The sequence below is a fragment of the Chromatium okenii genome (assembly GCF_016583745.1).
GTDB classification, from domain to species: Bacteria; Pseudomonadota; Gammaproteobacteria; order Chromatiales; family Chromatiaceae; genus Chromatium; species Chromatium okenii.
The window spans coordinates 20,333-35,619 of sequence record NZ_NRRQ01000007.1; the positions used below are offsets into that span (position 1 = coordinate 20,333).

15 protein-coding genes are annotated in these 15,287 nt (G+C 54.1%); 10 read left to right on the top strand and 5 right to left on the bottom strand.

What is annotated here, in order from left to right; translation table 11 throughout:
* The first annotated feature begins 5 nt into the window (after nucleotides 1–5).
* Together CKO12_RS03900 and CKO12_RS03905 are read left to right on the top strand one after the other, a co-directional pair.
* A complete protein-coding gene (locus CKO12_RS03900) occupies nucleotides 6–3,107 on the top strand; it encodes a multidrug efflux RND transporter permease subunit (protein WP_200153428.1) in 3,102 nt (1,033 codons plus the stop codon).
* 37 nt (nucleotides 3,108–3,144) lie between these two features.
* The gene (locus tag CKO12_RS03905) at nucleotides 3,145–4,251 is read left to right on the top strand and encodes a glycosyltransferase (protein ID WP_200153429.1); all 1,107 of its coding nucleotides are present in this window, start codon (nucleotides 3,145–3,147) and stop codon (nucleotides 4,249–4,251) included.
* Between the two features lie 47 nt (nucleotides 4,252–4,298).
* Here CKO12_RS03905 and CKO12_RS03910 read toward each other — a convergent pair whose 3' ends face one another.
* The 4 genes from CKO12_RS03910 to ppa are packed head-to-tail and all read right to left on the bottom strand — an operon-like array spanning nucleotide 4,299 to nucleotide 6,520.
* The gene (locus CKO12_RS03910) at nucleotides 4,299–4,790 is read right to left on the bottom strand and encodes a methyltransferase family protein (protein WP_200153430.1); all 492 of its coding nucleotides are present in this window, start codon (nucleotides 4,788–4,790) and stop codon (nucleotides 4,299–4,301) included.
* Between the two features lie 43 nt (nucleotides 4,791–4,833).
* Nucleotides 4,834–5,472 carry a ribosome biogenesis GTP-binding protein YihA/YsxC gene (yihA, locus tag CKO12_RS03915; RefSeq protein WP_200153431.1) on the bottom strand — a complete coding sequence of 213 codons (639 nt, stop codon included), beginning with the start codon at nucleotides 5,470–5,472 and terminating at the stop codon, nucleotides 4,834–4,836.
* Nucleotides 5,472–5,972, bottom strand: coding sequence for a cyclic pyranopterin monophosphate synthase MoaC (gene moaC / locus CKO12_RS03920; RefSeq protein WP_200153432.1), 501 nt, complete (start codon nucleotides 5,970–5,972; stop codon nucleotides 5,472–5,474). Before moaC ends, yihA begins: the two co-directional genes overlap by 1 nt.
* Nucleotides 5,972–6,520 (bottom strand): inorganic diphosphatase, encoded by a 549-nt coding sequence (gene ppa, locus CKO12_RS03925; RefSeq protein WP_200153433.1) that lies wholly within the window; start codon nucleotides 6,518–6,520, stop codon nucleotides 5,972–5,974. Before ppa ends, moaC begins: the two co-directional genes overlap by 1 nt.
* Before the next feature lie 179 nt (nucleotides 6,521–6,699).
* Between ppa and CKO12_RS03930 the strand changes: the two genes are divergently transcribed.
* The 4 genes from CKO12_RS03930 to CKO12_RS03945 all read left to right on the top strand — a co-directional run bounded on the left by CKO12_RS03930 (nucleotide 6,700) and on the right by CKO12_RS03945 (nucleotide 10,150).
* Nucleotides 6,700–7,770, top strand: coding sequence for a DNA cytosine methyltransferase (locus tag CKO12_RS03930; RefSeq protein WP_200153434.1), 1,071 nt, complete (start codon nucleotides 6,700–6,702; stop codon nucleotides 7,768–7,770).
* Complete coding sequence (locus tag CKO12_RS03935; RefSeq protein ID WP_200153435.1) at nucleotides 7,742–7,963, top strand: type II toxin-antitoxin system HicB family antitoxin; 222 nt, start codon at nucleotides 7,742–7,744, stop codon at nucleotides 7,961–7,963. The genes CKO12_RS03930 and CKO12_RS03935 overlap by 29 nt, the downstream gene beginning before the upstream one ends.
* Nucleotides 7,964–8,034: 71 nt before the next feature.
* The gene (locus CKO12_RS03940) at nucleotides 8,035–9,084 is read left to right on the top strand and encodes a glycosyltransferase family 9 protein (RefSeq protein ID WP_200153436.1); all 1,050 of its coding nucleotides are present in this window, start codon (nucleotides 8,035–8,037) and stop codon (nucleotides 9,082–9,084) included.
* Nucleotides 9,065–10,150: a glycosyltransferase family 4 protein gene (locus CKO12_RS03945; RefSeq protein ID WP_200153437.1), complete on the top strand. Its 1,086-nt coding sequence runs from the start codon at nucleotides 9,065–9,067 to the stop codon at nucleotides 10,148–10,150. The genes CKO12_RS03940 and CKO12_RS03945 overlap by 20 nt, the downstream gene beginning before the upstream one ends.
* 56 nt (nucleotides 10,151–10,206) lie before the next feature.
* Here the strand turns inward: CKO12_RS03945 and CKO12_RS03950 are convergent, their stop codons facing one another.
* Entirely contained in the window at nucleotides 10,207–10,848 is a 642-nt protein-coding gene (locus tag CKO12_RS03950) for a PEP-CTERM sorting domain-containing protein (RefSeq protein ID WP_200153438.1), read from the bottom strand.
* A 268-nt stretch (nucleotides 10,849–11,116) separates the two neighbouring features.
* On the opposite strand from CKO12_RS03950, the gene rimO reads away from it, so the two are divergent.
* The 4 genes from rimO (at nucleotide 11,117) to rpmE (ending at nucleotide 15,285) form a co-directional block, all read left to right on the top strand.
* A complete protein-coding gene (gene rimO / locus CKO12_RS03955; protein WP_338032690.1) occupies nucleotides 11,117–12,454 on the top strand; it encodes a 30S ribosomal protein S12 methylthiotransferase RimO in 1,338 nt (445 codons plus the stop codon).
* Nucleotides 12,455–12,558: 104 nt separating this feature from the next.
* The gene (locus tag CKO12_RS03960; protein WP_200153440.1) at nucleotides 12,559–13,773 is read left to right on the top strand and encodes a 30S ribosomal protein S1; all 1,215 of its coding nucleotides are present in this window, start codon (nucleotides 12,559–12,561) and stop codon (nucleotides 13,771–13,773) included.
* Nucleotides 13,774–14,946, top strand: coding sequence for a radical SAM family heme chaperone HemW (hemW, locus tag CKO12_RS03965; RefSeq protein ID WP_200153441.1), 1,173 nt, complete (start codon nucleotides 13,774–13,776; stop codon nucleotides 14,944–14,946).
* Nucleotides 14,947–15,084: 138 nt separating this feature from the next.
* Nucleotides 15,085–15,285, top strand: coding sequence for a 50S ribosomal protein L31 (gene rpmE / locus CKO12_RS03970; protein ID WP_200153442.1), 201 nt, complete (start codon nucleotides 15,085–15,087; stop codon nucleotides 15,283–15,285).
* Nucleotides 15,286–15,287 lie beyond the last annotated feature (2 nt).

The following is a 15,287-nucleotide window of genomic DNA, read 5'->3' on the forward strand; positions in this document are numbered from 1 at the left end:
CCGCCATGCCCCGTTTTTTCATTGACCGCCCGATTTTCGCGTGGGTGATTGCGATCCTCATCACCCTCGCTGGCAGCATTTCAATCTTCCTGTTGCCGGTGTCCGCCTATCCGCCGATAGCCCCGCCGCAAGTCAGCATCAACGCCAACTATCCCGGTGCGAGCGCCGAAGTGCTCGAAAAAACCGTCACTTCCGTGATTGAGCAGCAACTCACCGGCGTTGATAACCTGCTGTATTTTGATTCCAGCTCGCGCTCCAACGGCTCGGTGCAAATCACCCTGACTTTTGAGACCGGCACCGATCCCGACATCGCGCAGGTGCAGGTGCAAAACCGCTTGAGCGTGGCGGAGTCGCGCTTGCCAGAAGAGGTGGTGCGCAACGGCATCACCGTCGCCAAAGCCAACGGCGATTTTTTGATGGTCGTCGCGCTCAAATCGAGCGATCCCGCCATCGACAGCAACGCGCTTGATAACCTGATTGCCGCGCAGATTCTTGATCCGATTCGACGCTTGCCCGGCGTCGGCGGCGCAACCCAATTCGGCTCAGGTTATGCGATGCGGATCTGGCTCGATCCCGACAAATTGCGCGGCTACGGTTTAAGCGCCGCGTCCGTCCTCGACGCGGTGCGAGCGCAAAATATCCAAGTCGCAGCCGGTTCAATTGGCGCGGAACCGGCGCTGCCCGGACAAGGCTTCACCGCGTCAGTGAGCGCCGCCAGCCGCTTCACAACGGTGGAGGAATTCGGCGACATCATCCTGCGGGCGAATGCCGACGGCAGCCATGTGCAATTGAAAGATGTGGCGCGGATTGGGCTGGGCGCAGAATCGTTCGGGCGCGAGGTGCATTTGGCGGGTGATCCGGTCGCCGGTTTTGCGATTCAGCTCGCGCCCGAAGCCAACGCGCTGGATGTCGCCAAAGCGGTGAGCGCCAAGATGGACGCATTGGTGCGCTATCTGCCGGACGGCGTCGGCTGGGTGATTCCGTATGACAGCACGCAATTTGTGGAGATTTCGATCCGCGAGGTGGTGAAAACGCTGGCGGAAGCGGTGGTGCTGGTCTTTTTGGTGATGCTGCTGTTTTTGCAGAATTTTCGCGCCACGCTGATTCCGACCTTGGTTGTGCCGGTGGCGATCACCGGCGCATTTGCCGGCATGTACGCGGTCGGTTTTTCCATCAACGTGCTGAGTTTATTCGGATTAGTGCTGGCGATTGGCTTGGTGGTCGATGACGCGATTGTGGTGGTCGAAAACGTTGAGCGGCTGATGCGCGAGGAAAAGCTCTCGCCGCTAGAAGCGTCGCGCAAAGCGATGGATCAAATCACCGGCGCGGTGATTGCGATGACGCTGGTGCTCGCAGCGGTGTTTCTGCCGATGGCGCTGGTCGGCGGCAGCGTGGGCATCATTTATCGCCAATTTGCGCTCACGATTGCGATTTCGATGGGCATTTCGGCGCTGATGGCGCTGAGTTTCACCCCGGCGCTGTGCGCGACGCTGCTGCGCTCCAACCACGACCGCCCGAATTGGTTTCTGCGCGGGTTTAACAGCGGCTACGGCTGGATCGCCAAGACGTATCTCAAGCGCGTCGGCGCGGCGCTGCGCCATGTGCCACGCTGGATGGTGGCGTTTATCGCGCTGGTCACGCTCGCCGGTTATCTGTACGTCAATTTGCCGACCAGTTTTTTGCCAGAAGAAGATCAGGGTTACGCCTTCGCCATCGTGCAATTGCCGCCCGGTGCCAGCAAACAGCGCACTGGTGCGGTGCTGCGCAAAATGGAGGGCATTTTGAAACAACATCCCGCAGTGGATCGCGTCTTACACGTTGCCGGATTTAGTTTTATTGGACAGGGTGAAAACGTCGGAATGGGCTTTATTCGTTTGAAAAAATGGGAACAGCGCATCACTCCCGCCGAACAAATTAAAGCGTTTATTCCCGCTGCCAATGGCATGTTGCAGTCAATTCAAGAAGCCCGCATTTTTGTTGTGAATATGCCGACGGTGCGCGGATTGGGACGTTTTGGCGGTTTTGATTTCCGTTTAGAAGATCGCGCCGGTTTAGGTCATGCGCAATTGAGTCAAGCGCAAAATGTATTACTCGGCGCAGCGGCGCAACAACCGGCATTAGCGGGAGTGCGCCCGAATCAATTAGAAGATGCGCCCGAAGTGCAATTCACCGTTGACCGATTACAAGCGCAATCAATGGGGCTGGCGCTGGGCGATATTTATGGCGCAATTCAATTGATGCTCGCGCCGGTTTACGCCAACGACTTCAATTATCAAGGGCGTGTCTTAAAAGTGTTATTACAAGCAGATGCCGCATTTCGCAGCCGTCCCGAAGACCTTAATCGCTATTACATTCCGAGCAGCAACGGCGGTTTAGATGACATGGTGCCATTAAGTAGCGTCGTCACCGCCACTTGGCACACTGCGCCGCCAGCAATTGATCATTACAACGGCTACGGCGCAATTCAAATCAATGGCGGCGCATCGCCCGGTCACAGTTCAGGGCAAGCAATGGCGGCAATGGCAGGAATTGTCGAAAATGAATTGCCCGCTGGAATTGGTTATGAATGGTCGGGCGCATCATTACAAGAAATCATCTCAGGTAAACAAGCGCCGATTTTATTTGGGCTTTCATTGCTGGTAATTTTCCTAGCATTGGCGGCGTTATATGAAAGTTGGTCAATTCCAGCAGCGGTGTTGTTAGTGGTGCCGCTCGGCGTGTTGGGCGCATTGAGTTTTACTTGGCTGCGCGGATTAGAAAATGACGTGTATTTTAATGTTGGCTTGATTGCGGTGATTGGGTTATCGGCAAAAAACGCGATTTTAATTATTGAATTCGCCAACACGCTGCGCCAAGCAGGACACAGCTTATTAGCCGCAACCTTGGAAGCCAGTCGGCTGCGTTTTCGCCCGATTTTAATGACCTCAATTGCCTTTATTTTGGGTGTTTTACCGCTGGTGATTTCTACTGGTGCAGGCGCAAATAGTCGTCATGCCATTGGCACCGGAGTGATGGGCGGTATGATTGGCGCAACGCTGTTGGGCGTGTTATTTGTGCCCGTTTTTTATGTCATGGTGCGGCGATTATTAGGTGATAAATTAGAATGAACACTGCGCTCAAATTTGCCCAACATTGGAATACGCCATGAGCACAAAGCCAGTGCCGTTGACCGTATTAGCATCCTTTTCTGGCAGCGGTGGCGTTGAACGGATGTTAATCAATTTAATTCATGGTTTTGTCGCTGCCGGACACGCCGTTGATTTGGTATTAATTCGCGCCAATAGCCCGCATTTAACGCAATTGCCCGCCGCAGTGCGTGTCATTCATTTGCATACGCGCCACACCATGACGGCAATTCCTGCTTTAGCGCATTATTTATTCACGCAGCGCCCGCCGGTGCTATTCGCTGTCAAAGAACGCGCCGGTCAAGCGGCGGTGCTGGCGCGAGCGTTGGCGCGGACGGACACGCGGCTGGTGTTGCGGCTGGGCACCAATTTATCGGCCGCGCTGGCGACGCGGACTGCACCGGAACGGTGGCTGCGTTATGCGCCGTTGCGCCTGCTGTATCCGCAACTCCATCATATTATTGCAGTTTCTGAAGGCGTCGCCGCCGACACTGCGCACCTTGCCCGCCTGCCCCGCGACCGCCTCAGCGTGATTCGCAATCCGGTGATCACGCCAGAATTGGCGACGCAGGCCGCCGCGCCCTGTCCGCATCCTTGGCTGGAACCCGGGCAGCCGCCGGTGATCATGGGCGCGGGGCGGCTGCAACGACAAAAGGATTTTCCGACCTTGCTCCGCGCTTTTGCGCAATTGCGGCGCGAGCGCGACTGTCGGCTGATCATTCTCGGCGACGGCGGCGGACGCGCACAATTAACTGAATTGATTGCAGAATTAGGCTTAACTGCCAGCGTCGCGCTGCCCGGTTTTCACGCCAATCCGTATTGTTGGCTGGCGCGAGCGCGGGTGTTTGCGCTGTCTTCCGCGTGGGAAGGTTCGCCGAATGTGTTGACCGAAGCATTGGCGCTCGGCGTGCCAGCGGTGGCGACGAATTGCCCCAGCGGGCCGGCAGAAATTCTCAATCACGGGCAATACGGGCGTTTGGTGGCGGTGGGCGCGGCGGATGAATTGGCGGCGGCGTTGGCGGCAACGTTAATTGCACCGTTACCGGCGGCGGTATTAAAAGCGGCGGTCAGTGAATACGAACAAAGTAATAGCGCGGCACAATATCTGCGCATTTTAACCGCATAAAAAAACCCGCAACCTTGCGGTGCGGGTTGATAAAACATTGCAGCGATTTAATACACAAAAGGGATAAACTTACGCACCCGCTGCGCATATTCAGTATATTGCGGATGGCGCTCAGTGAGCCACACCTCTTCTTTTCGCGCTTTATAATCAAAAAACATAAAGCCAATCACAAATAGCAATAAATGCGACACGCTGAAACTATACAGCACCCAACCGCCAGCAATAATTAACTGGCTGGCATATAACGGATGACGCACCCAGCGATAAATGCCATGCTGCACGAATTGATTGTGATCAACGGGATACGGTAATGGCGTGAGATTGTCGCGTAAACTGATCATGCCCGAACCGACAAATGCGATTGAAATCAATCCCGCAACAAACCAGATGATTTTGCGTGGTATGGCTAAAACATCTAACCATTCTTGCAGCGGAAATGGATGCCAGATGGGAGTGGCAATAAACGCAAATAGCAATACAAATTGCAGCGCGACCAGATATTCGCCGCGTTGACCCTGCAAAAACGAAAAGCGTGACATCAAAATTCTCCCACTTGAATGAAATAAAACGGCAATCCTGTACTCATTCTGCACTGGTTATATCGGTGCTATTGCATTCGGAAACCACCAGCCATTGATCGAGCCAATCTTGTACTGCTTCCACGCCTTGGCGTTCTAATGCCGAAAACAATTGCACAGTGATGCGTCCATCGCTATGTGCTGCGCCGGCGTCACGCTCTACTGCGAGCTTGGTTGCCATGGTTGCGCCGCGTTTTAATTTATCGGCTTTCGTTAATAACAGCAAAATTGCCAATTCAGCGCGTTGTCCCCACGCGAGTAGCTGCCGATCAAATTCAGTTAATGGATGGCGAATATCCATCACAATCACCAAACCCACTAATGATTGACGCTTTTCTAAATAGTGCGCGAGATGCTGTTGCCATTGCAATTTAATGCTCTCAGAAACTTTGGCATAACCATAGCCGGGCAAATCGACTAACCGGCGCTCGGCATCCAATTCAAAAAAGATCAATTGCTGCGTGCGTCCGGGCGTTTTACTGGTACGCGCCAAGGCTTTTTGATGACAGAGCGCGTTAATGGCGCTGGATTTACCCGCATTAGAACGACCCGCAAATGCAATTTCACGTCCGCTATCGTCTGGCGTTTGATGTAATTGCGTGGCCGCAGTGAGAAAATGAGCGCGTTGATAAAAAGAGTTCATTATAATGATGACATCACAGATGGTGAATTGCGGAGCCAATGCCCTGATTGACCGCCACTCTTTTCTAATAGGCGGACGTTGGTGATGGTCATGCCGCGATCAACGGCTTTACACATATCATAAACCGTTAAAAGACTGATTTGCACCGCACATAATGCTTCAATTTCTATTCCGGTTTGTCCAATGGTGGCGACGGTTGCGCGGCAATACACCGCTGCCGCTTCTTTTTGCGTTTCAAAGTCAATTTCAACCTTGCTTAACGCTAATAAATGACACAAAGGAATTAATTCAGAAGTGCGTTTAGCGGCCATAATACCGGCAATTCGCGCCACACCAAGTACATCGCCTTTCGTGTGATTACCATTGGCAATTAACGCGAGCGTCGCAGGTGCCATCGTGATCCAACCTTCGGCGACGGCAAGACGCGCCGTCGCCGGTTTGCCGCCCACGTTCACCATCTGCGCTGCGCCACTAGCAGTGAAGTGGGTGAGGTGTGACATCAGAATGCCGGTTTTTCTGGTGCGTTTTCAAACATTTCGACACTGGCGAGAATTTCCTGACAGGCTTCTTCACGTCCCGACCAGCCGACCACGCGCACCCATTTTCCTTCGTCTAAGTCCTTGTAATGCTCGAAGAAATGCGCGATCTGATCGAGCAAATGTGCCGGCATATCGCGGAAGCTCTCAACGTTGCGATAGCCCTTAAACAGCTTGTCAATCGGCAACGCGAGAATTTTGGCGTCGTCGCCAGATTCGTCGGTCATTTTGAGCACGCCGATGGGACGACATTTGATCACCGAGCCGGAAATCAGCGGATAAGGCGTCACCACAATCACATCCACCGGATCGCCATCAGGCGACAACGTGTGCGGAACGTAGCCATAATTGCAGGGATAGTGCATCGCAGTGGACATAAACCGGTCAACGAACATCGCGCCGGTGGTCTTGTCCATTTCATACTTCACCGGCTCGGCGTGCGAGGGGATTTCGATGATGACATTGATGACATGTGGCACGTTATCGCCGCGAGAAACCTTTGATAAATTCATGAAAAAATCTCAAGATTGGAAATGATGACGCCGAACAGCACCGCATAATTGACGGCTGCTCGGCGTGGGGTTGTGGCGCTAGTGTAAGCGATAAAAAGTGTTAATCATAGATCATTCAAACTGCGACCAGCGATGCCGCTACAATAGCCCATCAATTTTGCCCAATAACCGCGATACTCATGGATATTATTTCACTATTTGCTGGCGCTGGTGGTTTAGATTTCGGTTTTCAACAAGCCGGATGGCGTATTGCGTGGGCAAATGAATATGATCGTCACATCTGGCAAACGTATGAATATAATCACCCCCACACGCTATTAGATCGCCGCAGCATCACTGCGATTGCTGATGCTGAGATTCCCGCCGCGATGGGCTTAATTGGCGGGCCACCGTGTCAAAGCTGGAGCGCGGCTGGTGCATTGCGCGGCATTCACGATCAACGCGGACAATTGTTTTTTGAATTCATTCGGATTTTAAGAGCCAAGCAACCGTTATTCTTTTTAGCAGAAAATGTCGCCGGAATGCTATTGCCGCGTCATCACACTGCGCTACAAAACATCAAATCCCTTTTTGCTGACAGTGGTTATCACCTTGCATTCAAACGCTTAAATGCTGCTGATTATGGCGTACCACAAGAGCGCGAGCGCGTCTTTTTTATCGGTTATCGCCACGATTTAAACCTATCGTTTCATTTCCCAGAACCCAGCACGGCGGCGCGTGATAATACGCTAAAACATGCAATTGCTGATCTCCAAAATAATGCTTTACCGGCATTGTCGCATCAATACAGCAACGGCGATTGTTGCGCCGTTCCAAATCACGAATATCTTACTGGTGGTTTTTCCAGCATTTATTTATCGCGCAATCGGGTGCGAGCATGGGATGAATTGTCGTTTACGATTCAAGCCAGCGGACGTCATGCGCCGCTGCATCCGCAAGCGCCCAAAATGGAATTGATTGCACCAGATGTGCGGCGTTTTGTGCCCGGCAGTGAACAATTATATCGGCGGTTGAGTGTGCGTGAATGCGCCCGTATTCAAACCTTTCCCGATACCTTTATTTTTCATTATCAAAATCTCGCAGCCGGGTATAAGATGGTTGGCAATGCAGTTCCACCGTTGCTGGCATATCATCTCGCTTGCGCTATTCTGGCACAACTCAAACCGTATTTAACGGCGCACGCAAACAGCCCCATTTCTGTATTAAACACCGGAGTCGCCGATGTATCAGCAATTCACAGTAATCATTGAACGCGAAGGTGATGGTTACGTTTCTCTTTGCCCGCAACTTGATGTCGCCAGTCAAGGCTTTTCTATTCAAGAAGCCCGCGATAATTTACGCGAAGCAATCGAGTTATTTTTGGCAACAGCAGCACCAACGGAAATCAATGAACGGCTCAAACAGGAGTTTTATGTGACACAATTAGAGGTTGCGGTTAAGTAGTTTGTTTATGATTCCGGTCTTGCAAGAACTTTATTTGAATCTTAACTCTTAATTAAAATCACCATTTACTCATGCCCACCATTTTACTCATTCGTTTAAGTGCCATTGGTGACATTGTATTTGCCTCACCATTGATCGCTGCATTGCGCCGTACCTATCCACAGGCGCGAATTGTGTGGTTGGTACAAGCAGAATATCGCAGCTTGCTCGATCAACATCCTGATCTTGATGAAGTGATTGCGTGTCCATTACGGCATTGGCAGCATTTATGGCATCAGCGACGTTGGGGCGAATTGATGCGCGGCATTTGGGCGCTGCGTGGTCTATTGCGCAGTTATCAATTTGATTTAGCAATTGACTTGCAAGGTCTATTAAAAAGTGGGCTATTGACGTGGTTTTCTGCTGCGCGTGAGCGTATTGGTTTGGGTTCACGCGAGGGCAGCCAATGGTTAATGACGCGCCGCGTGGAGCGCGGCGGGGTGGCGACGCAGATTGGTTCTGAATATCGCTATCTTGCTGAAATCCTTGGCTTATCAACTGAGCATTGGGCAATGGCGGTGCATTATGGCGCGAGTGAAGCAGAATATGTCGCTGATTTCATGCGTGAAAAACAGTTGCAACACGGTTATGCCGTGCTCTGTCCGTTTACCACGCGCCCGCAAAAACATTGGTTTGACGACCGCTGGCGCACGCTTGCCGAGCGGTTGCAGCGTGATTTGGGCGTGAGTGTGCTGGTGCTCGGTGGTCTTGCCGAACGTCCGGCAGCGCGGAAGTTGCTGGCTGCGAATGATGCGCAACTGATTGATCTGGTGGGAAAAACCAGTTTAACGGAGGCGACGGCGCTGCTTGACCACGCCGCGCTGGTGATTGCGGTGGATACCGGTTTGGGACATATCGGCGTCGCTCTCAACACGCCAACGGTGTTGCTGTTTGGTTCGACGCGCCCGTATCTCGATCCCGGCTGCGCCAGCGCCCAAGTGCTGTATCAGGCGCTGCCGTGCTCGCCGTGCAAACGGCATCCCAGTTGTGAGGGGCGGTTTGATTGCCTGCGGGCGATCAGCGTGGAGGCGGTGCTCGCAACAGCGAAACAGTTGATTAGCAATGAAAATTTTGCACGTTGAGGCGGGGCGACATCTGTACGGCGGCGCGTTGCAAGTGCTGTATTTGCTGCGCGGGCTGGCGGCGCGTGGTCACACCAATCTGCTGGCATGTCCGCGCAATTGTGATCTTGCCCGCGCTGCCGCAGCGGTGGCGGAAGTGCATGAGCTGGCGCTGCACGGCGACGCCGATGTGCTGATGATTGGACGGTTATGGCGCTTGATTCGGGCGACGCGACCAGATTTGGTGCATATCCACAGTCGGCGCGGGGCGGACGTGTTTGGGGGTATGGCGGCGCGATTGGCGGGAGTGCCGGTGGTGTTGACGCGGCGCGTGGATAATCCCGAATCGCGCTGGCAAGTCGCTGTTAAATATCAACTATTTCAGCGCGTGATTGCGATTTCTGACGGCATCGCCGAAGTGTTGCGTACCGAAGGATTGCGGCCGGAGACATTGCGGATGGTGCGCAGCGCCGTTGCTGCGCCCGCTACACCGCAACCGCTTGATCGTGCAGCACTTCGAGCGCGGTTGGGCGTGAGCGCCGACGCGCTGGTGCTTGGCGTGATCGCGCAATTGATCCCACGCAAAGGGCATCGGTTTTTACTCGCCGCGCTGCCGAGCATTCGCGCCGCACATCCCAACGTGCAGGTACGATTTTTTGGACAGGGCGCGTTGGCGACTGAATTGCAGCAGCAAATTGATCGCGCTGGCTGGCGCGACTGCGTGCAATTGATGGGTTTTCGTGATGATTTAATTGCGCTTTTACCGGCGCTGGATGTGGTGGTGCATCCGGTATTGATGGAAGGTTTGGGCGTGTCGCTGCTGCAAGCTGCCAGCGCCGGAGTGCCAACTGTGGCGAGTCGCGTGGGCGGAATTCCCGAAGCGGTGCGCGATGGCGAGACTGGCTTGCTGGTGCCGCCCGGCGATGTTGCGGCATTAAGTACGGCAATTAACGCGCTATTGGTGAATAATGAACTGCGGCAGCGGTTAGGTGCTAATGGTCGAATACGAATGCAGCGGGAATTTGGAATTGATGCGATGGTTGAGGGCAATCTAGCGGTGTATCAAGAAGTGCTGAGTAATAATTGATTATCGACAGTTACGGTGACGTTTGCGCCATGCAACAAACGTCACCATAATCGACGTTATGCAGATGTTGTTAATAACCGCGTTCTGAAGCCAACCATGCCCGCTGCCAATAATAAAAGCGTACCGGGTAGCGGTACATTGCCAGTTAATGTGAACTTATAAGTACTTTTGTTGCCATCAATCACCGCTACTGGACTTTCTGGCAAAATCATCGACAGAACACCGCCATTAGAAAAGGTCACGCTGAATACTGAGTTTGGCGCACTGCCGTTATTGAAGAGAACAGTATTAAATGTATCCCATTGGTCATAGACCGCATCAGAATCAATATCAACTGAAAACAAGTATGATTCTGTGCGATTAAATCCGTTGAATGACAAACTAATGTTGTCAACTCGGTCAGTACTTCCACTGTTCCGCGTTACAGTATAATTGCCGCTAGTTGGATAAACGCTATCTTCGTTATCAAAATGTCGAGTAGTATCCCCAATCGTGAAATCAAAACCAACAATATCAAGACTGGAGCTGGCTAAATTGGATAATGTCCAGCCAGAAACATTTAAAGTGTGACCATAACTACCAACAACAGAGCTACCAGTAATCTCCAGTTGTGCGCCTACCGGATACGCCTGCGCAGTGCCGAAAACTGCAACAGTTAATCCCAATCCAAGCAACGATTTCGTGATGTTATTGAGCATTTGATACCTCATTGAAGTGATGAGCCAAGATGAATAATGAAAGCAAGCGCGAAACTCTAAGCAAAAATAGTTCCAAAGTCGTTTTTAGTATTGAGATCAAAGTGATATAGTTTTAACTATTTGCAACTTCCACAGCACACGCGCTTAGTTGTAAAAAAAGCTGACAGTAATTGTGGTGTTTTTGAGGATATTGCAGGGTTTTTCTATCATTGCACTGTAAAAAAAGCTGACAGCAGCCCTTATCACGTTATTTATGCGGACAATTGTAGTGCCACAAACAGAGTTTATTTCACCGCGCATCGGCTTTATCAGCCTTGGTTGCCCAAAAGCAACCGTTGATTCTGAACACATTTTGACGCAGCTCCACGCCGAAGGGTACGCGCTGCAAGCGACGTATGACGACGCCGAATTGGTGATTATCAACACTTGCGCGTTTATTGAGACGGCAGTAGAGGAATCGTTGGCGGTCATCGCCGAGGCGCTCACCGCCAACGGTCAGGTCATCGTCACTGGCTGCCTCGGTGCCCGCGCCGAGCTGGTGCGCCAGCGGTTTCCAGAAGTATTGGCCGTCACCGGGCCGCACGCGCTCGCCGAGGTGATGACTGCCGTTCACGACTATTTGCCCGCGCCGCACGATCCCTTTCTCAGTTTGCTGCCGCCACAGGGCATCAAGCTCACGCCAGATCATTACGCCTATCTCAAAATTTCCGAAGGCTGCGATCATCGCTGTCAGTTTTGCATCATTCCGCAACTGCGCGGCGGTCTGGTCAGTCGTCCGCTCGGCGCAGTGCTGGATGAAGCGACGCGCTTGGTGGACAGCGGCGTGCGGGAATTGTTGGTGATCGCGCAGGACACCAGCGCCTATGGCGTTGATGTGCGGCATCGCACTGAGATTTGGCAAGGACGCGCCCTGCGCACCGATCTGACCACGCTGGCGCGGACGCTCGGCGAATTACCGGCGTGGATTCGGCTGCATTACGTTTATCCGTATCCGCACGTCGATGAGCTGATTCCGCTGATGCGCGACGGCGTGATCCTGCCGTATTTGGATTTGCCGTTGCAGCACGGCAGTGAGCGGGTGCTGCGGGCGATGCGGCGACCGGCAGCGACGGAACAGATGCTGGCGCGACTGGAGCGTTGGCGCGAGCAATGCCCGGAGTTGGTGGTACGCAGCACATTTATCGTCGGTTTTCCCGGCGAGACCGAGGCAGAATTTACGCAATTGCTGGAGTTTTTACGCGCCGCGCAATTGGATCGCGTCGGCTGTTTTCCTTATTCACCAGTCGCCGGTGCGACCGCCAACGCGCTGCCCGATCCGGTGCCGGAGCCGGTTAAACAGGAGCGGCTGGAGCGATTTATGGCGCTGCAAGCGGACATCAGCCGCGAGAAATTGACGCGGCGCATTGGGCAACGGTTGACGGTGTTGGTGGACGCGGTGGAGGAGGACGCGATCATTGCTCGCAGCTACGGCGACGCGCCGGAAATTGATGGCGAAGTGATTATTCCGGGCGCGTGGGACATCGACGTTGGTGATTTTATTGAAGTTGAGATTACTGACAGCGATGCGCATGATCTGTGGGCGGTGCCGGTGGATGAAGCGCCGTGAGCGTTGGCAACAGCGAATCCGGTTAGGGATCAAAGTGCAATCCGTTTTACAATGTTGTTTTAATGCTTTTAATCGTTCTCTCACTCAAATAGCGCCTGTTTATCATGTCTGATTCTGAAAACTTTGAAGACCTCCTCAAGCAATTCGATCAAGCCCATCCGCAAACGCGTAAAGGTGCGCCCACGATTGGCGACCGCGTGCGCGGCACCATCGTGGTGATTGGCGACACTCATGCGTTTGTCGATCTCGGCGCGAAATCAGAAGGGCGTCTGGAACTGGCGGCCATCACTGATGCGGAAGGACAACTCACGCACGCGCTCGGCGACGTGATCGAAACCAACATCACCGGCAAGGATGAAGAGAGCGGAATGCTGCTGCTCGGCACCCAGCACGGGCAGCGGTTTCACGGGCTGGATGAAGTGGAAAACGCTTATCGGCAAGGGCTGCCAGTTGCCGGTCAGGTTAGCGCCGCCGTCAAAGGTGGCGTCGAAGTGCAGATCGCCGGGTTACGCGCTTTCTGCCCCGCCTCGCAGATGGATGTTCGCTTTGTTGAAGACATGACGGAATTTGTCGGGCAACGCTTCGATTTCCGCATCACCAAATTTGAAGGCGGCCGCCGTCCCAACTTGGTCGTTTCGCGGCGGGCGCTGGTGGAAGAACAGCAGCGGACGCAAGCGGCACAACTCCGAGCGCAACTCACTGAAGGCGCAGTGCTTACCGGCACCGTCACCTCGCTGAAGGATTACGGCGCATTTGTCGATCTCGGCGGTTTGGAAGGCATGATTCACGTCAGCCAGCTTGCGTTTGGGCATATCAAACATCCCAAAGAAGTGCTGCAAATCGGGCAACAGGTGGAAGTCAGCGTGTTGCGGATTGAGCCGCCGAGCGAGAAAAACAAACGTGAAAAGATCGCGCTGTCGATTCGCGCCCTCACCCGCGATCCGTGGCAGGACGCCGTCGCGCAGTTTCCAGTCGGGATGCACGTCACCGGCACCGTTTCGCGTCTGCAACCCTTTGGCGTCTTTATCGAACTCGCGCCGGGCATCGACGGGCTGGCGCACATCAGCGAGCTGGGCGCACCGCGTCGCATCAGTCATCCCAGCGAAGTCGTCACGCTCGGTCAACAAGTGGAAGCCGTCGTGCGCGGAGTGGATTTAGAACGCCGTCGCATCAGCCTGTCACTCAACACCAAGGCGCAGCTCACGGAATCGGCACCGGCTGCTCGCGCCGTCGCGCCAGAAACGCCCGCGCCAGCACCGGAAAAAACCATCGGCAGCTTCGGCGCGTTGCTGCAAGCCACCCTTAATAAAAATCGCTAATTGGCGACTCCAGCTTTGGCGAGCGCCGTTCTGCCGCCGCTCGCGCTGTACATTCATCTGCCGTGGTGTGTCCGCAAGTGCCCGTATTGCGACTTCAATTCTCACGCTCATCCCGCCCCGCCGCTGGAGCGTTATATCCAGCACCTGTTGGCGGATTTGGATGTGGAATTGCAACAGCCCGTCATCACCTCGCGCCAGCTCATCTCCATTTTCATCGGCGGCGGGACGCCAAGCCTGTGTGCGGGCGCGACCATGCAAACGCTGCTTGACGGGATTCGGGCGCGGATGACGCTGGTGCCAGAAGTGGAGATCACGCTTGAAGCCAATCCCGGTGCTGCGGATGCCCGGCGTTTTGCTGCGTATCGCGCCGCCGGTGTCAATCGCCTGTCAATTGGCGTGCAGAGTCTGTCAGCACCGCAGTTGCGGCGCTTGGGGCGCATTCACGATCCCGCCCAAGCGCGTGCCGCAGTTGCTGCGGCTCGTAGCGCCGGGTTCGATAATCTCAATCTTGATCTGATGTTTGCGCTGCCGGAGCAAACGCTGGCAGAGGCGGCTGCTGATATTGAAGCAGTGCTGGCGCTGGAGACCGAGCATGTGTCGTATTACCAGTTGACGCTGGAGCCAGACACGGCATTTGCCACCCGTCCGCCGCTGCTGCCAGATGCGGATGTAGCGGCGGAGATGGCGCAGCACGGGCGGGAATTGCTGGCGCTGGCGGGTTTGGCGCAATACGAAGTCTCTGCGTTTGCGCGTCCGCAGCGGCAGTGTCGCCATAACTGCAATTATTGGCGGTTTGGCGATTATCTCGGTCTGGGCGCTGGCGCTCACGGCAAGGTGACGGAAATCACGGCGAGCGGTTGGCGCAGTTGGCGGACGCTGAAACAGCCGCTGCCGGAGGCATATCTCGCCGCTGCGCCACCTGCGTTGACGGTCAGCCGCAGCGCGTTGAGTGCGGACGAATGCCGGTGCGAATTTGCCTTAAATGCGCTGCGTTTAACGGATGGTTTTGACGCCGCGCTGTTTGCGCAAACAACCGGGCTGCCATTGGCGCTGCTGACGGCGACGGTGACGGAGGCGGTGCGCGATGGACTGCTGACGTGGCATGACAACTGGATTGCGCCGACTGCGCATGGGCGCGATTTTCTTGATGATCTGGTGTGTCGCTTTGCGTGAAATAAGGCGGCAACACCTTGAACCGAAACGCAGCAATTGTGCGCAAGTTAGCGCAAAGTTGCAGCACTTTGAGCGCAATGATAGCCTTGCGCGTTTCCCTACAATTACAACGCCCACTCGTGGCAAGGATTGAATCTCATGAAAACCACCATTCACCCCGAATACGCCGAAGTTAAAGTGATTTGCAGTTGTGGCAATGAGTTTGTCACCCGTTCCACCAAGCGCAAAGATTTGCATATTGAAGTGTGCTCGGCCTGTCATCCGTTTTATACCGGCAAGCAGAAGGTATTGGATACTGCGGGACGGGTGGATAAATTCCGCCGCAAATACGCCCGCTAAAT